Origin of the sequence: Photorhabdus sp. RM323S (assembly GCF_042879375.1) — a bacterium.
Lineage (GTDB): Bacteria > Pseudomonadota > Gammaproteobacteria > Enterobacterales > Enterobacteriaceae > Photorhabdus > Photorhabdus tasmaniensis.
The window spans coordinates 57,116-76,095 of record NZ_JBHFKZ010000015.1; the positions used below are offsets into that span (position 1 = coordinate 57,116).

General features: G+C 43.1%; 17 protein-coding genes. 14 read left to right on the plus strand and 3 right to left on the minus strand.

Features of this window, described 5'->3' with window-relative positions; genetic code table 11:
* The first annotated feature begins 113 nt into the window (after positions 1-113).
* From ampE to acnB, 10 genes are all read left to right on the plus strand, one after another.
* Positions 114-968, plus strand: a complete 855-nt coding sequence (ampE, locus tag ACGF7G_RS09150) for a beta-lactamase regulator AmpE (protein ID WP_387464895.1) — start codon at positions 114-116, stop codon at positions 966-968.
* Positions 969-1,252: 284 nt separating this feature from the next.
* Positions 1,253-1,777, plus strand: a complete 525-nt coding sequence (locus tag ACGF7G_RS09155) for a hypothetical protein (protein WP_387464897.1) — start codon at positions 1,253-1,255, stop codon at positions 1,775-1,777.
* Between the two features lie 8 nt (positions 1,778-1,785).
* On the plus strand, positions 1,786-2,007 hold the full coding sequence (locus tag ACGF7G_RS09160) for a helix-turn-helix transcriptional regulator (RefSeq protein WP_133814809.1): 222 nt from the start codon (positions 1,786-1,788) through the stop codon (positions 2,005-2,007).
* A 346-nt stretch (positions 2,008-2,353) separates the two neighbouring features.
* A complete protein-coding gene (locus ACGF7G_RS09165; RefSeq protein WP_207627327.1) occupies positions 2,354-2,626 on the plus strand; it encodes a hypothetical protein in 273 nt (90 codons plus the stop codon).
* Positions 2,627-2,674: 48 nt separating this feature from the next.
* Positions 2,675-3,043, plus strand: coding sequence for a hypothetical protein (locus ACGF7G_RS09170; protein WP_387464898.1), 369 nt, complete (start codon positions 2,675-2,677; stop codon positions 3,041-3,043).
* Between the two features lie 490 nt (positions 3,044-3,533).
* Positions 3,534-4,298, plus strand: coding sequence for a pyruvate dehydrogenase complex transcriptional repressor PdhR (gene pdhR, locus ACGF7G_RS09175; RefSeq protein WP_387464900.1), 765 nt, complete (start codon positions 3,534-3,536; stop codon positions 4,296-4,298).
* Positions 4,299-4,486: 188 nt separating this feature from the next.
* Positions 4,487-7,150 (plus strand): pyruvate dehydrogenase (acetyl-transferring), homodimeric type, encoded by a 2,664-nt coding sequence (gene aceE / locus ACGF7G_RS09180; protein WP_387464902.1) that lies wholly within the window; start codon positions 4,487-4,489, stop codon positions 7,148-7,150.
* A 13-nt stretch (positions 7,151-7,163) separates the two neighbouring features.
* Positions 7,164-8,753: a pyruvate dehydrogenase complex dihydrolipoyllysine-residue acetyltransferase gene (aceF, locus tag ACGF7G_RS09185; protein WP_387464904.1), complete on the plus strand. Its 1,590-nt coding sequence runs from the start codon at positions 7,164-7,166 to the stop codon at positions 8,751-8,753.
* 206 nt (positions 8,754-8,959) lie between these two features.
* Positions 8,960-10,387, plus strand: coding sequence for a dihydrolipoyl dehydrogenase (gene lpdA / locus ACGF7G_RS09190; protein ID WP_166295950.1), 1,428 nt, complete (start codon positions 8,960-8,962; stop codon positions 10,385-10,387).
* A gap of 444 nt (positions 10,388-10,831) precedes the next feature.
* Complete coding sequence (acnB, locus tag ACGF7G_RS09195) at positions 10,832-13,429, plus strand: bifunctional aconitate hydratase 2/2-methylisocitrate dehydratase (protein WP_387464906.1); 2,598 nt, start codon at positions 10,832-10,834, stop codon at positions 13,427-13,429.
* Between the two features lie 387 nt (positions 13,430-13,816).
* Here the strand turns inward: acnB and ACGF7G_RS09200 are convergent, their stop codons facing one another.
* Entirely contained in the window at positions 13,817-14,167 is a 351-nt protein-coding gene (locus ACGF7G_RS09200) for a Dabb family protein (protein ID WP_387464908.1), read from the minus strand.
* A 328-nt stretch (positions 14,168-14,495) separates the two neighbouring features.
* Here ACGF7G_RS09200 and ACGF7G_RS09205 point away from each other — a divergent pair, with 328 nt between their 5' ends.
* Both ACGF7G_RS09205 and mscS read left to right on the plus strand, forming a co-directional pair.
* Positions 14,496-14,867 carry a YacL family protein gene (locus ACGF7G_RS09205; protein ID WP_036842808.1) on the plus strand — a complete coding sequence of 124 codons (372 nt, stop codon included), beginning with the start codon at positions 14,496-14,498 and terminating at the stop codon, positions 14,865-14,867.
* Between the two features lie 134 nt (positions 14,868-15,001).
* On the plus strand, positions 15,002-15,874 hold the full coding sequence (gene mscS / locus ACGF7G_RS09210; protein ID WP_387464909.1) for a small-conductance mechanosensitive channel MscS: 873 nt from the start codon (positions 15,002-15,004) through the stop codon (positions 15,872-15,874).
* Between the two features lie 121 nt (positions 15,875-15,995).
* On the opposite strand, the gene ACGF7G_RS09215 is transcribed toward mscS, so the two are convergent.
* Complete coding sequence (locus ACGF7G_RS09215; protein ID WP_133814800.1) at positions 15,996-16,376, minus strand: hypothetical protein; 381 nt, start codon at positions 16,374-16,376, stop codon at positions 15,996-15,998.
* A gap of 235 nt (positions 16,377-16,611) precedes the next feature.
* On the opposite strand from ACGF7G_RS09215, the gene argO reads away from it, so the two are divergent.
* Together argO and ACGF7G_RS09225 are read left to right on the plus strand one after the other, a co-directional pair.
* On the plus strand, positions 16,612-17,235 hold the full coding sequence (gene argO, locus ACGF7G_RS09220; protein ID WP_387464912.1) for an arginine exporter ArgO: 624 nt from the start codon (positions 16,612-16,614) through the stop codon (positions 17,233-17,235).
* Positions 17,236-17,349: 114 nt separating this feature from the next.
* A complete protein-coding gene (locus ACGF7G_RS09225) occupies positions 17,350-18,069 on the plus strand; it encodes an oxidative stress defense protein (RefSeq protein ID WP_387464914.1) in 720 nt (239 codons plus the stop codon).
* On the opposite strand, the gene ACGF7G_RS09230 is transcribed toward ACGF7G_RS09225, so the two are convergent.
* The gene (locus ACGF7G_RS09230) at positions 18,066-18,971 is read right to left on the minus strand and encodes a LysR family transcriptional regulator ArgP (protein ID WP_133815000.1); all 906 of its coding nucleotides are present in this window, start codon (positions 18,969-18,971) and stop codon (positions 18,066-18,068) included. The two genes, ACGF7G_RS09225 and ACGF7G_RS09230, sit on opposite strands and share 4 nt — an antisense overlap.
* Positions 18,972-18,980: the final 9 nt, after the last annotated feature.

Consider the following 18,980-nt stretch of genomic DNA (forward strand, 5'->3'; position numbering starts at 1 on the left):
ATATAAAAGGGCATATCACGGGTCACAATGATATTGTTCTAGGGAGAAAAACAGAACCGGGGCCTTATTTCGATTGGACACATTATCAGCAATTGTTGCAGGAGTAGGAAAGAATGACCCTCTTTATACTGTTGTTAGTGTTGGCGTGGGAACGAGTGTTTAAAATGGGTGAACATTGGCAATTGGATCATCGCCTTGAGCCATTTTTTATCAATATGAAATCTTTTTCACTACGCAAAAGCCTATTGATGACGTTAATAGTCATGCTACTTACATGGCTACTGGTTGAAATGCTTGATGATCTTATATTTGGGATCTTTGAGCTGATTTTATGGGTGTTGATTTGTTTGCTGTGCATAGGCGCGGGGCGCTTACGACATGATTATCGTGAATATTTTCGTATTGTTCATCAGGGTGACAGGGCGCAGTTAAGAGAACATCTCGTTCGTCTCGCCATCATTCATGGCTTACCCTCTGATGCCAGCAAAGAAAATAAGTTACGAGAGCTGCAAAATGCGCTTCTGTGGATAAATTTTCGTTATTACCTGGCACCGATTTTTTGGTTGATTGTGGCGGGTCAATTAGGGCCGGTTGCTTTGATGGGATATAGTTTCTTAAGAGCTTATCAAGGGTGGTTGGCACAATATGGTACGCCACTTCAGCGCGCGCAATCTGGTGTTGATAGTCTGTTGAACTGGCTGGACTGGCTCCCTACTCGTCTGGCTGGAATTGCTTATGCCTTATTAGGGCATGGTGAACGGGCTTTACCGGCGTGGGTGGCTTCTCTGAGTGATTTAAGAACCTCACAATATAAAGTGCTCTGTCAGCTGGCTCAATTTTCATTAAGTCGCGAACCCCATCTTGATGCAATTCAAACGCCTGTTGCAGCGGTGACACTGGCGAAAAAGGTGACGTTCTCTCTCATGGTTGTCGTTGCTTTTCTGACAATTTATGGGGCATTGGTTTGATTTGTTTGTAGTCTCAATAGCTTAATTATCTATAAAGGGAGCTATGTAAATGGCTCCTTTTTTCTTTTCTATCAATAAATTAATTACATCTGGCAACTATAATCACGGTGATTTACACATCATTCCAGGCAACGTTCTGCCTATTTAATAATAAAAAATTATTGTAATACGATAATTTTTGCAGTACTTTAACGAAAGTTTAGTTAAACATGTATATGGAATGACACAAAATGTGTGGTAAACAGGAGTTTGTAACTAATCCCAAAATCAGGCTACTTAGCTTTTTGGCTATTATTATTGCTGCCGTTATGACAATTGGTGATATGGGGTTCCATATTGCTTCTTGGTCATTATGGCATGATACCACCCGTCAGGCTGTTTTTCAGGCGTATAGCGATCTTATGCCGGCATTGGTTGCAAAAGGATTTAAGCAATCTTTATTAAGCCAAGTACTTTATATCTCGTTGGATACGATACCTCGGATCATATCAACCGCTTCTTATGTATTAATTGGTATACTATTTTTCCGGTTTGCTAAAGGTGAAATATGGAGTGACCGTAATATTTTTGCTTCATTTATTATTGGCTTCCTGATGATCCTAGAGCAACTTCTTTACCCTGTGATTAATACATTACAAGGGATGGCTTTATCTGTGGACTTAATAAAGGGGCAACGGGTATTTAGTTTCTCGTTTGGTGTTAATTCAGAATCTCTGTTTATTATTATGTTTGGTGTATTTCTTCTGATATTTAGCTTAATTATGCGTGAGTCCAAGAAGATAAGCGATGAGCAGCATTATTTTATCTGAGAATCATCATGAGTATTATAATAAGATTGGATGTAATCTTAGCGAAAAGGAAAGTAAAGTCTAAAGAGTTGGCTACCGTTATTGGTATTACTGAGCAAAATCTATCATTGCTGAAAAATGGAAAAATAAAAGGTATCCGTATAGAGACGCTGGAAAAAATATGCAAATATTTACAGTGTCAACCCGGAGATATATTGGAATATGTGGAAGATGGAGAGGATAACTGTTAATACAACTCACTAAAGTTACTGTATGTCTTTTGGTATCTTCTAAGGTGGAACTTTATATTTATTAACCAGTTATAAATGCATGAAAATACTATTTATTTCATGCTTTTTATCTAGCCTGTTATTCGTTGGTGTTAATGGGCCGCCAATAAATCAGGTTTCTCCCAGTGATAAAAATATATATTCTTCTCTGGGGGGATATTGTTCTGATATTCCTTGGAATGCCAGAAAGATAAAATGCATATGTAGATATTACTTACTCGATCGTAAGAGATAATCACTCTTTTTATATGGTTTTTTATTTAAGTTAAGCTTTTATAAAATATACAAAAAATTAAGGATGTTAAGAATGAATAAATTTCTCATTGCTTTATTATCAATATTTGTAATTACGGGATGTTCCACACCACAGCTTAGTGATAGCTATATTTCAACCTGTGATTATTTTGAATGTAATGTTAAAGATATCATTTCGGGTACTGAAGTCAAAGTAAATACTCCGCATCCTGTGCCTGATTTTGATAAAAACACATCAATCCAAGACAGACAAATTATACAATCTGGGGGAAAGCCACCTTTTGAAGATAAAAGTTACCGTATTAGGGGAACTTTTAAATTCTAATTTAATTTTCTTGATTATTTTCTTTAGTTTTGTTTGAGGCATTTTTTTATGAATTCTATAAAAAAAATCACTATTATTCCTTTAATTATATTATTTACTTTATTAACCAGTTGTACATCCTGGAAAAAACCAGGTGCAACTCAGTATGAAAGAGACAGGGATTACGCAGAATGTAGGGAACTGGGTTATTCTCGTTTTTCACCAGACTGGACCAGCGAAGTTGTTCATTCTTTCGAGAAGCAACATCTCCCTTGTGTAAATAAAGACAAGAAGGAAGACAAATCTTGTGGGAATTACATTATTGTGCCAAAAACTGAAGTTAATCGTTGGGATAAAAATGAATCTGCAAGGCGTTGGGTAATTTCTTCCTGTATGCATAAAAAAGGGTGGCACGAAGAAACACGTTACTGGTTTTAATATCATACGCTTTTCCCATCAGCAGAAGTTATCCAGGACTATTGCTGATGGTTCCTCACATATTTTGCAAATATTCCTTTCTGATCACAGGTTTTAACCACTCTGTTTTGCTGATTTGAGCTACATTTATAATCTAATAGAATAGTCGTTGTGTTTAAAATCAACAAGTGATGATTTGGTATCTATACTTTTTAAATAAATATTCAACTATTTCTTTGCTGTAACGATTCATGATATCTATTTATACGTTTCAAAAAGTTAGGTTAAAATATCATTACAGAGGATTTATTAGCCTATTAGTTATCAATTTTTGCTAATTTTTAAAAAAAATTGTTAAAATTTGCAGGTTTTTATGATTTAGCTCAAGGTCTTTATGGACAGCTGGTGAATACTTTGTTACTTTTATGGCTCTGTAGTTTAAATTGGTATTACCAATTGACTCTGGTAGGGACCGAAGCAGTGTTTATCCATTAACTGGCTTACAGTAAATATGGCTTATAGCAAAATCCGCCAACCAAAATTATCAGATGTTATTGAGCAGCGTCTTGAACATCTCATCCTTGAAGGATCTTTACGTCCAGGGGAGAAATTGCCGCCTGAACGTGAGTTGGCGAAACAGTTTGATGTGTCACGCCCTTCACTGCGCGAAGCTATTCAACGGTTAGAATCCAAAGGTTTTCTCTTTCGCCGTCAGGGTGGGGGAACATTTGTTCAGAACAACCTATGGCAAAGTTTCAGTGATCCACTGGCACAACTGCTGACTGGTCATCCAGAATCTCAGTTTGATCTCCTTGAAACCCGCCATGCTTTGGAAGGTATCGCAGCCTATTACGCGGCATTGCGTGGAACAAACGAAGATTTTGAACGTATTCGGGAACATCACCTGATTATTCAACAAGCTCAACAAAGTGGTGATGCCAATGTTGAGTCCGATGCTGTTTTGCAATATCAGCTCGTTGTTACCGAGGCGGCACATAATGTGGTTCTCCTTCATTTATTGCGTTGCATGGCACCTATGCTGGAACAAAATATCCGGCAGAATTTTGAGTTTCTGTATACCCGTCGGGAAATGTTGACAGCAGTCAGCGATCATCGAGCGAAAATTTTTAAAGCTATTATGGCAAGGCAACCAGAGAAAGCCCGTGAGGCTTCCCACCGCCATTTAGCCTTTATTGAAGATGTTTTATTGGATCTCAGCCGTGAGCATACCCGCCGAGAGCGATCATTGCGGCATCTCCAACAACATCTGGAATAAAATTAGCTGTGCAGATCCTGAAGTTTGCTGCGTCTGCATAGCTAGTCGAGTCCCTTTACTGAGGGCGCTAGCGGCAACAACAGTGAGGGCCTATCTTCCAGTCATGACCGGCTGAACGTCAAAGGGTATGACGGGAAGATAGGCTCCAAAACAATCATTAGAAACAGATAACAGATAAGGAATACACCATGTCAGACATTTTGAGAAATGACGTGGATCCGATCGAAACTCGCGACTGGTTACAGGCGATCGAATCGGTCATCCGTGAAGAGGGTGTTGATCGTGCCCAGTTCCTGATTGATCAGGTACTGAATGAAGCACGTAAAGGTGGCGTGAGTGTTGTGGCAGGGGCTGCTAACCGCGATTATATCAACACCATTGCTGTTGAGGATGAGCCTGCTTACCCTGGCAACCTGGAGCTGGAGCGCCGTATTCGCTCTGCTATTCGTTGGAATGCTGTGATGGCTGTTTTGCGGGCATCCAAAAAAGATCTGGAATTAGGTGGCCATATGGCTTCATTCCAGTCCTCAGCCACTATGTATGAAGTTTGCTTCAACCATTTCTTCCGTGCCCGTAATGAAAATGACGGCGGTGATTTGGTTTATTTCCAAGGTCACATCTCTCCAGGCGTCTACGCGCGTGCTTTCCTTGAGGGCCGTCTGACTGAAGAGCAGATGAATAATTTCCGTCAGGAAATTCATGGTAACGGTCTGTCTTCTTATCCGCATCCAAAACTGATGCCTGAATTCTGGCAATTCCCGACGGTTTCAATGGGATTGGGGCCAATTGGTGCTATTTACCAGGCTAAATTCCTGAAATATCTGGAACACCGTGGTTTGAAAGACACCTCCAAGCAAACCGTTTACGCATTCTTGGGTGACGGTGAAATGGATGAGCCAGAATCCAAAGGCGCGATCACGATCGCAACCCGTGAGAAACTGGATAATCTGGTTTTTGTTATTAACTGTAACCTACAACGTCTGGATGGCCCAGTTACCGGTAATGGTAAAATCGTTAACGAGCTGGAAGGTATCTTCAGCGGTGCGGGTTGGCAGGTTCTTAAAGTACTTTGGGGTGAGCGTTGGGATGAATTGCTGCGTAAAGATACCAGCGGCAAATTGATCCAACTGATGAACGAAACTCTGGACGGCGATTACCAGACGTTCAAATCCAAAGATGGTGCTTATGTCCGTAAGCATTTCTTCGGTCGTTACCCAGAAACGACAGAATTAGTCAAAGACATGACTGATGACCAGATTTGGGCGCTGAACCGTGGTGGTCACGATCCCAAGAAAGTTTTTGCTGCACTGAAAAAAGCGCAGGAAACTACCGGTCAACCAACCGTTATCTTGGCCCAAACTATCAAAGGCTACGGTATGGGTGATACTGCCGAAGGTAAAAACATTGCCCATCAGGTTAAGAAGATGAATATGGAAGGTGTTCGCCATTTCCGTGATCGCTTCAATGTTCCTGTTGCTGATGAGCAAATTGAAAACCTGCCCTATGTGACTTTCGATAAAGATTCTGAAGAGTACAAATACCTGCATGAGCGTCGTGCAGCGCTGGGTGGTTATTTGCCAAGCCGTCGTACTCATTTTGAAGAAAAGCTGGAACTGCCAACGCTGGAAGATTTCGGTGCACTGTTGGAAGAACAAAATAAAGAGATTTCTACCACGATCGCTTTTGTTCGTGCCCTGAATGTGATGTTGAAGAACAAGTCAATCAAAGATCGTCTGGTTCCAATCATTGCTGATGAAGCGCGTACTTTCGGTATGGAAGGTCTGTTCCGTCAGATTGGCATCTACAGCGCTAATGGTCAGCAGTATACTCCGCAGGACCGTGAGCAGGTTGCTTACTATAAAGAAGACGCGAAAGGCCAGATCCTGCAAGAAGGGATTAATGAGCTGGGTGCAGGTTCATCATGGCTGGCGGCGGCAACGTCTTACAGCACCAATAACTTGCCGATGATCCCGTTCTACATCTACTACTCTATGTTCGGATTCCAGCGTATCGGTGACTTGTGCTGGGCGGCGGGTGACCAACAGGCGCGCGGCTTCCTGATTGGCGGTACTTCAGGTCGTACAACCTTGAACGGTGAAGGTTTGCAACATGAAGATGGCCACAGCCACATTCAGTCTCTGACGATCCCTAACTGCATCTCTTACGATCCGGCATTTGCTTATGAAGTTGCTGTGATTATGCATGATGGTTTGGAGCGTATGTATGGTGAGAAACAAGAGAACATTTACTACTACATCACCACGCTGAACGAAAACTACCACATGCCAGCGATGCCGCAGGGTGCAGAAGAAGGTATCCGTAAAGGTATCTACAAACTGGAAAGCCTGGAAGGTAGCAAAGGTAAAGTTCAGTTGTTAGGTTCCGGTTCTATCCTGCGTCATGTTCGTGAAGCAGCGCAGATTCTGGCTAACGATTATGGTGTGGGTTCTGACGTGTACAGCGTCACTTCATTCACTGAACTGGCGCGTGATGGTCAGGATTGTGAACGCTGGAATATGTTGCACCCAACAGAAACGCCACGCGTACCTTATGTTGCTCAGATCATGAATGAAGCACCGGCAGTGGCTTCTACTGACTACATGAAACTGTTCGCAGAACAAATTCGTAACTTCATTCCTGCAAGCGAATTCCGTGTATTGGGTACTGACGGTTTCGGTCGTTCCGATAGCCGTGAAAACCTGCGTCATCATTTTGAAGTTGATGCTTCCTACGTGGTCGTTGCTGCTCTGGGTGAGCTGGCTAAACGTGGTGAAATTGATGTGAATGTTGTGGAAGAAGCCATCAAGAAATACAACATTAATCCAGAAAAAGTTAACCCGCGTTTGGCATAAGAGGTAAAGATCAATGACTATCAAAATCAACGTACCGGATATCGGTGCAGATGAAGTTGAAGTCACCGAAATCATGGTGAAAATTGGCGATACAGTGGAAGCTGAACAATCGTTGATTACCGTAGAAGGTGATAAGGCTTCGATGGAAGTTCCATCCCCTCAGGCGGGTGTTGTTAAAGAAATCATCGTTGCGGTTGGCAATAAAGTTGAAACCGGCAAGCTGATTATGATTTTTGATTCTGCAGCAGGTGCGGTAGAAGCAGCACCTGTTGCAGAATCAGCCGCTATGCCATTATCTTCCCGCATGGCAGAGCCAGAACCTGCGGCTTGCGCAGCTAGAAATATTCATGTACCCGATATCGGTGGTGATGAAGTTGAAGTGACCGAAGTGATGGTTCAAGTCGGCGATACGGTTACCGCTGAACAGTCACTGATCACCGTAGAAGGTGATAAGGCTTCGATGGAAGTGCCAGCACCATGCGCAGGTACCATTAAAGAGATTAAAATCAAGGCCGGTGATAAAGTGAAAACCGGTTCTATGATGATGGTATTTGAAGTGGTGGGTGCTGCGCCTGTGGCTTCTGCTCCGGTTCCAGCCGCTGAACCTGAGAAAGCTGTTCCCGTTCTGGAGAGCAGAAGCAGCTTTGTAGAAGAAGACAAAAATGACTTCGCTGAAAATAGTGCTTATGTTCATGCAACACCGGTGATCCGTCGTCTGGCACGTGAATTCGGTGTTAACTTGGCTAAAGTGAAAGGTTCAGGTCGTAAAAACCGTATTCTGCGTGAAGATGTTCAGTCTTACGTGAAAGACGCGATTAAACGTGCTGAATCTGCACCTGCATCAGCTGGTGGCGGTCTGCCGGGGATGCTGCCTTGGCCGAAAGTGGATTTCAGTAAATTTGGTGAAATTGAAGAAGTTGAACTGGGTCGTATCCAGAAAATTTCGGGTGCTAACCTGAGCCGTAACTGGATGATGATCCCGCATGTGACACAGTTCGACGAAACGGATATCACCGAAGTTGAAAACTTCCGTAAACAGCAGAATCAGGAAGCTGAGAAGAAACAGCTTGGCGTGAAGATCACCCCACTGGTGTTCATCATGAAAGCGGTAGCAAAAGCGCTGGAAGAGATGCCACGTTTTAACAGCTCTATCTCGGAAGATGGTCAGAAACTGACGCTGAAAAAATACATCAACATTGGTGTGGCAGTTGACACGCCTAATGGTCTGGTGGTTCCGGTGTTCCGTGACGTCAATAAGAAAGGTATCATCGACTTATCCCGCGAGCTGACAGAGATGTCTAAGAAAGCCCGCGCAGGTAAACTGACTGCATCTGATATGCAGGGTGGATGCTTTACTATTTCAAGCCTAGGCGGTATCGGTGGCACAGCATTTACGCCAATCGTTAACGCACCGGAAGTGGCTATTTTGGGCGTATCCCGTTCATCCATGAAGCCGGTCTGGAATGGTAAAGAGTTTGTACCACGCTTGATGTTGCCTATGTCACTCTCCTTCGATCATCGAGTGATTGATGGTGCTGCTGGTGCGCGCTTCATCACATTTATTAATCATGCGATGAGCGATATCCGCCGTCTGGTGATGTAATCTTAAAGGCCGGCGATATGCCGGCCTGATTGTTATTGCTGTGGCAGGGAAACAGCTCGTATCTGGTTGGTTTGTTGCGAGTTCTGTCACGTTAACGCGCTTTTCAGGTTATTAACAATTCTGTAAACTGCTCGCGGTATGTAGGTCCCGGTGGAATATATCGTTTTTGGCGTCTGACCCGCCGGACAAACAATTAAGAGGTCATGATGAGTACTGAAATTAAAACCCAGGTTGTGGTGCTTGGGGCAGGTCCAGCAGGATATTCTGCTGCTTTTCGTTGCGCGGATTTAGGTTTAGAAACCGTCCTGGTGGAACGTTACTCTACCTTAGGCGGTGTTTGTCTTAATGTTGGTTGTATCCCTTCCAAGGCATTGTTGCACGTAGCAAAAGTTATTGAAGAAGCTAAAGCTCTGGCAAATCACGGTATCGTTTTTGGTGAGCCAAAAACTGACATCGAAAAAGTCCGTGTCTGGAAAGAAAAAGTTATCAATCAGCTGACCGGTGGTCTGGCTGGTATGGCTAAAGGCCGCAAAGTTAAAGTTGTTAATGGTGTTGGTAAATTTACCGGTGCTAATACGCTGGTTGTTGAAGGTGAAGGTGGCGCAACAACGATTAATTTTGATAATGCCATTATTGCCGCAGGTTCCCGTCCTATCCAATTACCATTCATCCCTCATGATGACCCTCGTGTATGGGATTCTACAGATGCACTGGCGCTGACAACAGTTCCTGAGCGTCTGCTGGTAATGGGCGGCGGTATCATCGGTCTGGAAATGGGAACTGTTTACCACGCTCTGGGTTCTCAGATTGATGTCGTTGAAATGTTGGATCAAGTGATTCCTGCGGCTGACAAAGATGTAGTGAAAGTATTCACCAAGCGCATCAGCAAGCAATTTAACCTGATGCTGGAAACGAAAGTGACCGTAGTCGAAGCCAAAGAAGAGGGTATCTACGTCACGATGGAAGGTAAAAACGCACCAGCAGAACCACAGCGTTATGACGCAGTTCTGGTTGCTATTGGTCGTGTACCTAACGGTAAAATGATGGATGCGGGTAAAGCGGGCGTTAAAGTTGATGACCGTGGTTTTATCCATGTTGATAAGCAAATGCGTACCAATGTACCGCACATTTTTGCTATCGGTGATATCGTTGGTCAACCAATGCTGGCGCATAAAGGTGTTCACGAAGGTCACGTTGCTGCCGAAGTTATCTCCGGTAAGAAACACTACTTCGATCCAAAAGTTATTCCATCCATTGCTTACACTGAACCAGAAGTGGCATGGGTTGGTTTGACTGAGAAAGAAGCGAAAGAGCAAGGCATCAGCTATGAAACGGCCACCTTCCCGTGGGCAGCTTCTGGCCGCGCGATCGCTTCTGATTGTGCTGACGGTATGACCAAACTGATTTTCGATAAAGAAAGTAACCGTATTATCGGTGGCGCCATTGTAGGTACTAACGGTGGTGAACTGCTGGGTGAAATCGGTCTGGCAATTGAAATGGGTTGTGATGCAGAAGATATCGCGTTGACTATCCATGCACACCCAACGCTGCATGAATCTGTCGGTCTGGCGGCTGAAATCTTTGAAGGCAGCATTACTGACTTGCCAAATGCTAAGGCAAAGAAAAAGAAATAATTTCTTAAATCGCCTGATGTAATCAACTAAACGGCTTTCATTTACGGAAGCCGTTTTTTTATGCCTGGTATGACCTGTTAAAAAAATAGGGTATGAAAAGTGTGGTTTTTGTGGGTGCCACTGGCAAAAATCAGCGGAATAATCTGTTTTAATAGCGTTATCTACTACTAATTCAGAATATTACTATCAGTTAATGTTACTTTTATGTGAACGAATTAACATCGCATTCAAATTTTGGTATGCTGGGTGCCCGAAGCTCGGCATAACTTGAACTGATTAGGTTATGCTGACAATCCTCTGACCTGGCACCCGGAACCATAACTAACAGCCTGTCCCAGTGGGCGTTGCGTTATTGTTGCGAAAACACAATAGCCTGATGATACAGGCTCTAAGGCGGGTGCAGACAGCCGGGTAATAAATAACAATGAGAGCGAGGAGAAAGTCGTGCTAGAAGAATACCGCAAGCACGTAGCTGAGCGTGCAGCTCAAGGCGTCGTCCCTAAGCCATTGGACGCGGCGCAAGCGGCGGCGCTGGTTGAGTTACTGAAGAGCCCACCAAAAGGTGAAGAAGATTTCCTGTTAGATCTACTGATTAACCGTATTCCCCCTGGTGTTGATGAAGCGGCATATGTAAAAGCCGGTTTTCTTGCTGCCATTGTAAAAGGTGAAACCATTTCACCGCTAATCACGCCAGAAAAAGCGATTGAACTGCTTGGAACTATGCAGGGTGGTTATAATATTCATCCCCTGATTGATGCTCTGGATAATGAAAAGCTGGCTCCCATTGCAGCTAAAGCGCTCTCTCATACTTTGTTAATGTTTGATAACTTCTATGATGTAGAAGAAAAAGCGAAAGCCGGTAATCCACAAGCCAAACAAATTATGCACTCTTGGGCGGATGCACAGTGGTATCTGGAACGCCCTGAATTGGCAGAAAAAATCACAGTTATTGTCTTTAAAGTGACGGGTGAAACAAATACGGACGACTTATCTCCTGCGCAGGATGCATGGTCACGTCCTGATATTCCATTGCATGCTCTGGCTATGCTGAAAAATGCCCGTGAAGGTATAGAACCTGATCAAGCTGGCACCGTTGGCCCAATCAAACAGATTGAAGAGCTGAATAAAAAAGGCTATCCGCTGGCTTATGTCGGCGATGTTGTCGGTACAGGTTCTTCCCGTAAATCAGCCACTAACTCAGTGCTGTGGTTTATGGGCGAAGATATCCCATTTGTGCCAAACAAACGCGGTGGTGGCGTTGTTTTGGGCGGTAAAATTGCGCCAATCTTCTTCAATACGATGGAAGATGCCGGTGCATTGCCAATCGAAATAGATGTTACCAAGCTGAATATGGGTGATGTAATTGATATCTATCCCTATAAAGGCGAAGTACGCAATCACGAGACCAATGAGCTGCTGGCTGAATTTGAACTGAAAACCGATGTGTTGCTGGATGAAGTTCGTGCGGGAGGTCGTATTCCACTGATTATTGGTCGTGGTTTAACCAGTAAGGCTCGTGAATCGCTTGGCTTGCCGCAAAGTGATGTATTCCGTCAGGCGAAAGCGGTTGAGAAAAGTAACCGTGGTTTCTCCTTAGCTCAGAAAATGGTTGGCCGGGCATGTGGCACTGTGGGTATTCGCCCGGGTGAATATTGTGAACCTAAAATGACCTCCGTTGGTTCTCAGGATACGACTGGTCCAATGACCCGTGATGAGCTGAAAGACTTGGCATGTCTGGGCTTCTCTGCGGATTTGGTGATGCAGTCATTCTGTCATACGGCGGCTTATCCTAAGCCAGTTGACGTCACAACTCATCATACTCTGCCTGATTTCATCATGAATCGTGGTGGTGTTTCTTTGCGTCCGGGTGACGGTATCATTCACTCATGGCTAAACCGTATGTTGTTGCCTGATACCGTCGGTACGGGGGGAGATTCTCACACCCGTTTCCCGATAGGCATTTCCTTCCCGGCAGGTTCTGGTTTGGTGGCGTTTGCGGCTGCGACGGGCGTGATGCCTCTGGATATGCCTGAGTCTGTGCTGGTTCGTTTTAAAGGACAGATGCAGCCCGGTATCACTTTACGTGATTTGGTACATGCAATTCCTTACTATGCGATTCAGCAAGGTCTTCTGACGGTTGAGAAGAAAGGTAAGAAAAACATTTTCTCTGGTCGTATTCTTGAAATCGAAGGTTTGCCAGAGCTGAAAGTTGAGCAAGCATTTGAACTGGCAGATGCTTCCGCAGAACGCTCTGCGGCAGGTTGTACGATTAAACTGGATAAAGCGCCGATTATCGAATACCTGCAATCCAATATTGTATTGCTGAAATGGATGATTGCTGAAGGTTATGGTGACCGCCGTACACTGGAACGTCGTGTAACCGGTATGGAAAGCTGGCTGAAAGATCCTCAACTGCTGGAAGCCGATGCTGATGCAGAATACGCCGCAGTTATCGAAATTGATTTGGCTGAAATCAAAGAGCCAATTCTGTGTGCACCGAATGATCCGGATGATGCGCGTTTGCTGTCTGATGTGGCTAACAGCAAAATCGATGAGGTCTTTATCGGTTCTTGCATGACTAACATTGGTCACTTCCGTGCAGCCGGTAAATTATTGGATCAACATAAAGGCCAATTGCCAACTCGCTTGTGGGTTGCTCCACCAACCAAGATGGATGCGGCTCAGCTCACTGAAGAAGGTTATTACAGCATCTTTGGTAAGAGTGGGGCACGGATTGAAATACCGGGTTGTTCCCTGTGTATGGGCAACCAGGCACGTGTTGCTGACGGTGTAACGGTAGTTTCTACTTCAACCCGTAACTTCCCGAACCGTTTAGGAACGGGGGCGAACGTCTATCTGGCATCAGCTGAACTGGCGGCGGTGGCTTCTCTGTTGGGACGTCTGCCGACACCGGAAGAGTATCAGCAATTTATGGATAAAGTTGATGAAACCGCAGAAGATACCTATCGTTATCTCAACTTTGACCAACTGAATCAATACACTGAAAAAGCGGATGATGTGATCTTCCAGACTGCGGTGTGATTTACTGATTTTAATATCAACAATGGGAGGTAAATAAAACCCTCCCATTTTGTTGTTTTAACTCCCGAATAGTTAATTCATGTGTCGCTGAGTCTTTATATTTAGTAAAGATTTAACGACTGAATATATTATCAATTTTATAAATAATTTATTATTTCCGAACGTGTAAAACAGAACATATTCTATTATTTTAATAATTGTCTATTGTTACAGGGTGTATGCATTTGTGGATTTGTATTGGCAGAAATCCATTAACAGGTTTAACTAATCAGCGGAGTGTTCAGTTATTCTGAGGCACACCGACAATATTTACTATGTCGGTCACTGATAAACAGGCCGTTATTTCCTAAAATGTCAATGCCTTTCTTAAGGATAATCTATGCTGCTTTATGCTTCATAATCAAAGACGATGATGTCATCAACCGAATACATAAGAAGTTCTTTCAACTTGTCGTGTGCTGGATGATACAGATAATCTGCAAGCACTTTACAATCATCAAATGTCATCACGATAGCGTGTGTGAAGCCTTTATTTTTGTTTTCACTACTTATGTTGTCTCCCCACTCAATAGAAGAAATACCCTTGATTGCATACTGTATGGAAATAGCAGTATCTCTTATTGTTGTTAATTGTTGTTCTTTTGTGTCTGAAGGGAATGTTAACAAAAGGATGTGACGTATCATGATGGCCTCTGAAAAGTGTTTTAGTTTCTTCAAGCAAGATAATAAATAAAGCATCGGATTGCAATATTCCTAAATATATCTCATCAATCGGCAGCCATGTGTTCAATTTTGCTGTTTTTGTTTCTCTGAGATATTATTAATTATAGTGCCATTTATCCTTGGTTTGCACTGAAGCTGAGTTCATCGCTCAATGAAAGCTACAATGGACACGAACCTCAGTAATATTTTGGAGACACACATTTTCAGTCATCCAGATGCAAAATAGCGCAGTAAGTGTCAGTGATAGAGGCTTTGATCTTCCACTTCTTGTGAGTTTGTGGGCTGATTCCGGAACGGAATTGCTAGGAAATATTAAAATGAAAAAATGCACCAGAGGTACATGATGGACTACGAATTTTTGTTGGGTGTCACTGGGCAGGTGACTAGCCGATTCTCAATGGATCACGAAGCTATTGGTCAGTGGCTGAATGAAGAAGTTAAAGGTGACTTGACTGTGCTGGATAAGATCACCACAGCGCTGGCTGAAATCAAGGGCAGTGAACGTCAATGGCAACTTGTGGGTCATGAATATACGCTGCTAATGGATGACGAAGAAGTGATGGTTCGTGCTAATCAGCTTGAGTTTGAAACTGATGAAATGGAAGAGGGCATGAGTTATTACGATAATGAGAGTCTGGCTTTCTGCGGTACTAAGGATTTTATTGATATGTTGTCCGATTATCGGGATTTTATTTTGCGAAAAAACGATTGGTAACCATTTGTATATAGAGAAGAATAATTTTCTGACGCGATAGATTTTTTTCTTACTATCGATACCTGCTATGAAGAATAGCAATTGAGTAATTTTGTTAATTATAGTTGAATAGCTAAATAATCAAGGTGATTTTAATGGAAGATATCAGTCTGTCTGGTGGTATTAATGAGGCTACAAGCTGGTTTATTAATCATCAGGATTTAATCATTCAGTATCTGGTCAATATGGTTGCAGCTGTTCTGATCCTTGTTTTGGGGTTGATGGCGGCAAAATTAATCAGCAAAGGTGTGAAAAGAGTGATGTCGTTGCGTGGCATTGATGTCACTGTGTCAGATTTCCTGGCTGCGATTATCCGTTATTCGGTAATTGCGTTCACGATTATCGCTGTTTTGGGCAAATTAGGGGTTCAGACAGCGTCAGTGATTGCGGTTATCGGTGCTGCGGGTTTAGCCGTTGGTTTAGCTTTACAGGGCTCTTTGTCCAACTTTGCTGCTGGTGTATTGTTGGTTGCTTTCCGGCCAATCCGGGCCGGTGAATATGTTATCTTGGGCGCCGTTGAGGGCACTGTGGTTCAGGTGCAGATTTTCTCTACAACATTGCGTACAGCTGATGACAAAATTATTGTTATCCCGAATGGGAAAATTATTGCCGATAATGTTATTAATACCAGCCGTGAACCGAACCGTCGGACGCAAATAATGGTCGGTGTTGCCTATAATGCGGATATTGATGAAGTCAAAAAAGTACTGGGTGATGTTATTGCGGCAGACAGCCGTATTCAGCATGATCGCGGTGTAACAATCCGTTTGCATGAAATGGCCCCTTCTTCGCTGAATTTTGTTGTGCGTGTATGGACGCCCAATGGTGATGCTTGGGACGTTTATTGGGATTTGATGGAAAACTTTAAACGTACATTGGATAAACACAATATCGGTATTCCTTATCCACAAATGGATGTTTATTTGCATCAGAATCAGGCTGCGGCTCAAAATAAAATGAGTAGTTAGTCAAATGATAGATTTGGTGATAATCACCCGATTGTGTGAAGAGGTTATAAGCTTTTGCCTGTAAATTCGTGCCGCGCCGTGAATGGCGCGGACGATCCAAGCCTATTCCACCAAGTTTATTTTATTGACATAAGGTATCAAAATTGTTTTTAACAAAATCATCGTTGATATCTTCTGTCAGCGTTATTTTCTTATTGTCGGGTAAGCAAAGTACAGCCGCTAAAACACTTGAATCGTGTAAATTAATATCGGCAGCGACGGTCCCGTTGCCTTTTTCACCTTGTACTTCAAGGACAAAGCGTTCACAGCCTTTTTTACATAAGAAAGGTTGATAATTACTGAGCTCTACATCGGTAATATTTGCTGTACCAATATAGTATTCAATTATTTCAGATTGGTTTAATGTTTCTTCAACATCATTCCGAAGTAAATAGTAGCTTCTGATAGTGAGTGCAGTAATAATAATGACCGCGAACAACATGAAACCAGTAATTTTTTTCAAAATAACCTCTTCCTCTTATTCTTACAGAATTAATCGATTAATTAATGTCTTAAGTGTGTATTTGCCTAATTTCCTTTGAATTAACTAAATATTTTTCCTGTAACAGCCGGTTTTTTAGCTGACTATTAAAATTTCTTATGATCGATTAGAAGCATTTATTTCCTCTAATGAGCTATTCTTCTTAATATTCTGAACATTGGAAGGGCAAAGTGAATAATTATTGAGGAGTTTTTTTATGTTATCGACATTTGTGCAGGGATTTTTTCTCAGTGCTGCAATGATTTTGCCGCTTGGTCCACAAAATGCCTTTGTTATGCAGCAAGGGAGCCGAAGACAATTCCATCTGATGAGTGCAACTTTGTGTGCTATCAGCGATGGTTTTCTGATTGGTGCCGGCGTATTTGGAGGGAGTGCATTGCTTGGTCAGTCAACTTTACTACTGCAATTTGTCACTTGGGGAGGGGTTGCTTTTTTATTGTGGTATGGCTGGAGAGCTTTTCGTGTGGCCCTGCTTGCGAATGCGGAACTCACACAGACTGACAATATAGCGAGGAGTCGCTGGCGGGTAATTGCAATTATCTTTGCTGTCACTTGGTTAAATCCACATGTTTATCTGGATACCTTGGTTATATTGGGCAGTATTGGTGGTCAATTATCTTCAGAACTCAGGCCCTGGTTTACTTTTGGTGCGGCAAGCGCTTCCATTAGCTGGTTTTTTACTCTGGCATTCCTCGCTGCTTGGTTTTCACCCATACTGAGTAAGCCACGTTCTCAACGAATTATTAATGGATTTATCTGTATTGTCATGTGGTATATCGCTTGGCAACTTGCTAAGCAGGGATTGATAATTTCTGGTTAACCTGGGCACTTCTTTCGCATACAGTGTGTGTGTTAGTGTTTTATTTATCCCATGAATATTTCGGTTTTTCCGGGGATAAACTCTTTTCGTAACAGATTTTCTACGGAGGTTGTGGTGAAATTAAAATCATTAGGGTTAGCTGCAATGTTAAGTGCAGGAGGCGTACCTCTCTCTACGCAGGCAGCTGATTTACCCGTGGTCCCTCATATTGTGACTTCTGGTAATGCGATAATTAAAGCAGAACCGGATATGGCAACGTTGATGATTAACGTCAATATTTCTGCCAAAGATGCTTCTGGTGCTAAAAAACAGGTTGATGAGCTTGTTACTAAGTATTTTGATTTTCTAAAAGAGAATGGCATTGAAAAGAAAGATATTAATGCGGCGAATCTGCGTACTCAACCTGACTATGACTATGACAGAGAATCCGACAAGTCTGTGCTAAAAGGTTATCGTGCAATCCGTTCGGTGGAGGTGAAGGTTCGTAAGTTGGATCATCTTAATATTCTGCTTGATGGTGCATTAAAAGCTGGCTTAAATGAGATCTCGTCCGTTCAGTTTGGTGTGGAAGATCCACAAAAATATCGTGATGAAGCCCGACAAAAAGCCATTCAGAATGCGATTGAGCAGGCTGATGTATTAGCGAAAGGCTTTAACAGTAAACTTGGCCCGATATACAGTATCAATTATCGAGCGCCAGATATTTCCTATATGAAATACCGCAATAATGATGTCATGCTGGCGGGAGGTGCTGCTGGTGTGAATGAAACTTACCAACAGGACACCATCAGCTTTAACGATCAGGTTGATGTTGTGTTTGAGCTAAAACCTTAATCCGTGTCATTTTGTCTTAACATCTGACGCCCAATTTTCAACAGGGCGTCAGTCACTTTTTTCATTGTTCTGCTTTCCGGTGCGAAACGATGCCAATAGAGCATCCGGCGCTGATATAAACCTGGTGTCAGGTTGAGCAGTTTGCCCTTTTTCAGTTCCCGATCAATTTGTAAATGAGGGATCATACAACAAGTAGAACCCTGTTTTGCCAGTTGCACAAAAGCTTCAGATGAGTTGACGATATGGCATGGAACACTGCCCGGTGATAAATCGAAGTTTTGTTGTAAAAATGCCTGATGCATATCATCCAGGTGATCGAATGCTACTGCGGGCGCTTTCAGTAAGGCTGAACGGGTAACCCCATTTGGGAAATATCGGGTAGCAAATTCTGGTGACGCAACAAACAGATAATCCAGCGCCCCCAGTTTATCTACCAGACAACTAGGTAATGGTTGTGGTTGAATACTGACTGCCCCAACAACTTCCCCTCTTCTTAATTGTTCTTGAGTACGGGTTTCATCTTCAACCTGAATATTTAGCCGAATTGGTAAATCACTGAGCACTGGGTGCAATGCCGGTAACAGCCAGGTTGCCAGACTATCAGCGTTAACTGCCAGTGAAAGCAGCAGCGGAGTATCTGTACTGGATTCATCGCTGCCCAGCCATTGTTCTTCCAGTAATTCTACTTGATGCAGTAGCGCCAGCAGCTTTTGCCCTTGTTCGGTGGGGCGTGGAGGAATGGTGCGCACTAACAGAGGCTGACCGAACAGATTTTCCAACTGCTTGATACGTTGAGAAACTGCGGACTGGGTGATACAGAGTTTCTGGGCTGCGCGTTCGAAACCGCGCTCACGGATCACAGCATCCAAGGCTTGCAGTGTTCGGTAATCAGGGCGTTTCATTACAGAAAG

Coding starts and splice junctions, on each gene's coding strand:
- ampE (WP_387464895.1), top strand. CDS start 114: ATGACCCTCTTTATACTGTTGTTAGTGTTGGCGTGGGAACGAGTGTTT.
- ACGF7G_RS09160 (WP_133814809.1), top strand. CDS start 1,786: ATGAGTATTATAATAAGATTGGATGTAATCTTAGCGAAAAGGAAAGTA.
- ACGF7G_RS09165 (WP_207627327.1), top strand. CDS start 2,354: ATGAATAAATTTCTCATTGCTTTATTATCAATATTTGTAATTACGGGA.
- ACGF7G_RS09170 (WP_387464898.1), top strand. CDS start 2,675: ATGAATTCTATAAAAAAAATCACTATTATTCCTTTAATTATATTATTT.
- pdhR (WP_387464900.1), top strand. CDS start 3,534: ATGGCTTATAGCAAAATCCGCCAACCAAAATTATCAGATGTTATTGAG.
- aceE (WP_387464902.1), top strand. CDS start 4,487: ATGTCAGACATTTTGAGAAATGACGTGGATCCGATCGAAACTCGCGAC.
- aceF (WP_387464904.1), top strand. CDS start 7,164: ATGACTATCAAAATCAACGTACCGGATATCGGTGCAGATGAAGTTGAA.
- lpdA (WP_166295950.1), top strand. CDS start 8,960: ATGAGTACTGAAATTAAAACCCAGGTTGTGGTGCTTGGGGCAGGTCCA.
- ACGF7G_RS09200 (WP_387464908.1), bottom strand. CDS start 14,167: ATGCTTTATTTATTATCTTGCTTGAAGAAACTAAAACACTTTTCAGAG.
- ACGF7G_RS09205 (WP_036842808.1), top strand. CDS start 14,496: ATGGACTACGAATTTTTGTTGGGTGTCACTGGGCAGGTGACTAGCCGA.
- mscS (WP_387464909.1), top strand. CDS start 15,002: ATGGAAGATATCAGTCTGTCTGGTGGTATTAATGAGGCTACAAGCTGG.
- argO (WP_387464912.1), top strand. CDS start 16,612: ATGTTATCGACATTTGTGCAGGGATTTTTTCTCAGTGCTGCAATGATT.
- ACGF7G_RS09230 (WP_133815000.1), bottom strand. CDS start 18,971: ATGAAACGCCCTGATTACCGAACACTGCAAGCCTTGGATGCTGTGATC.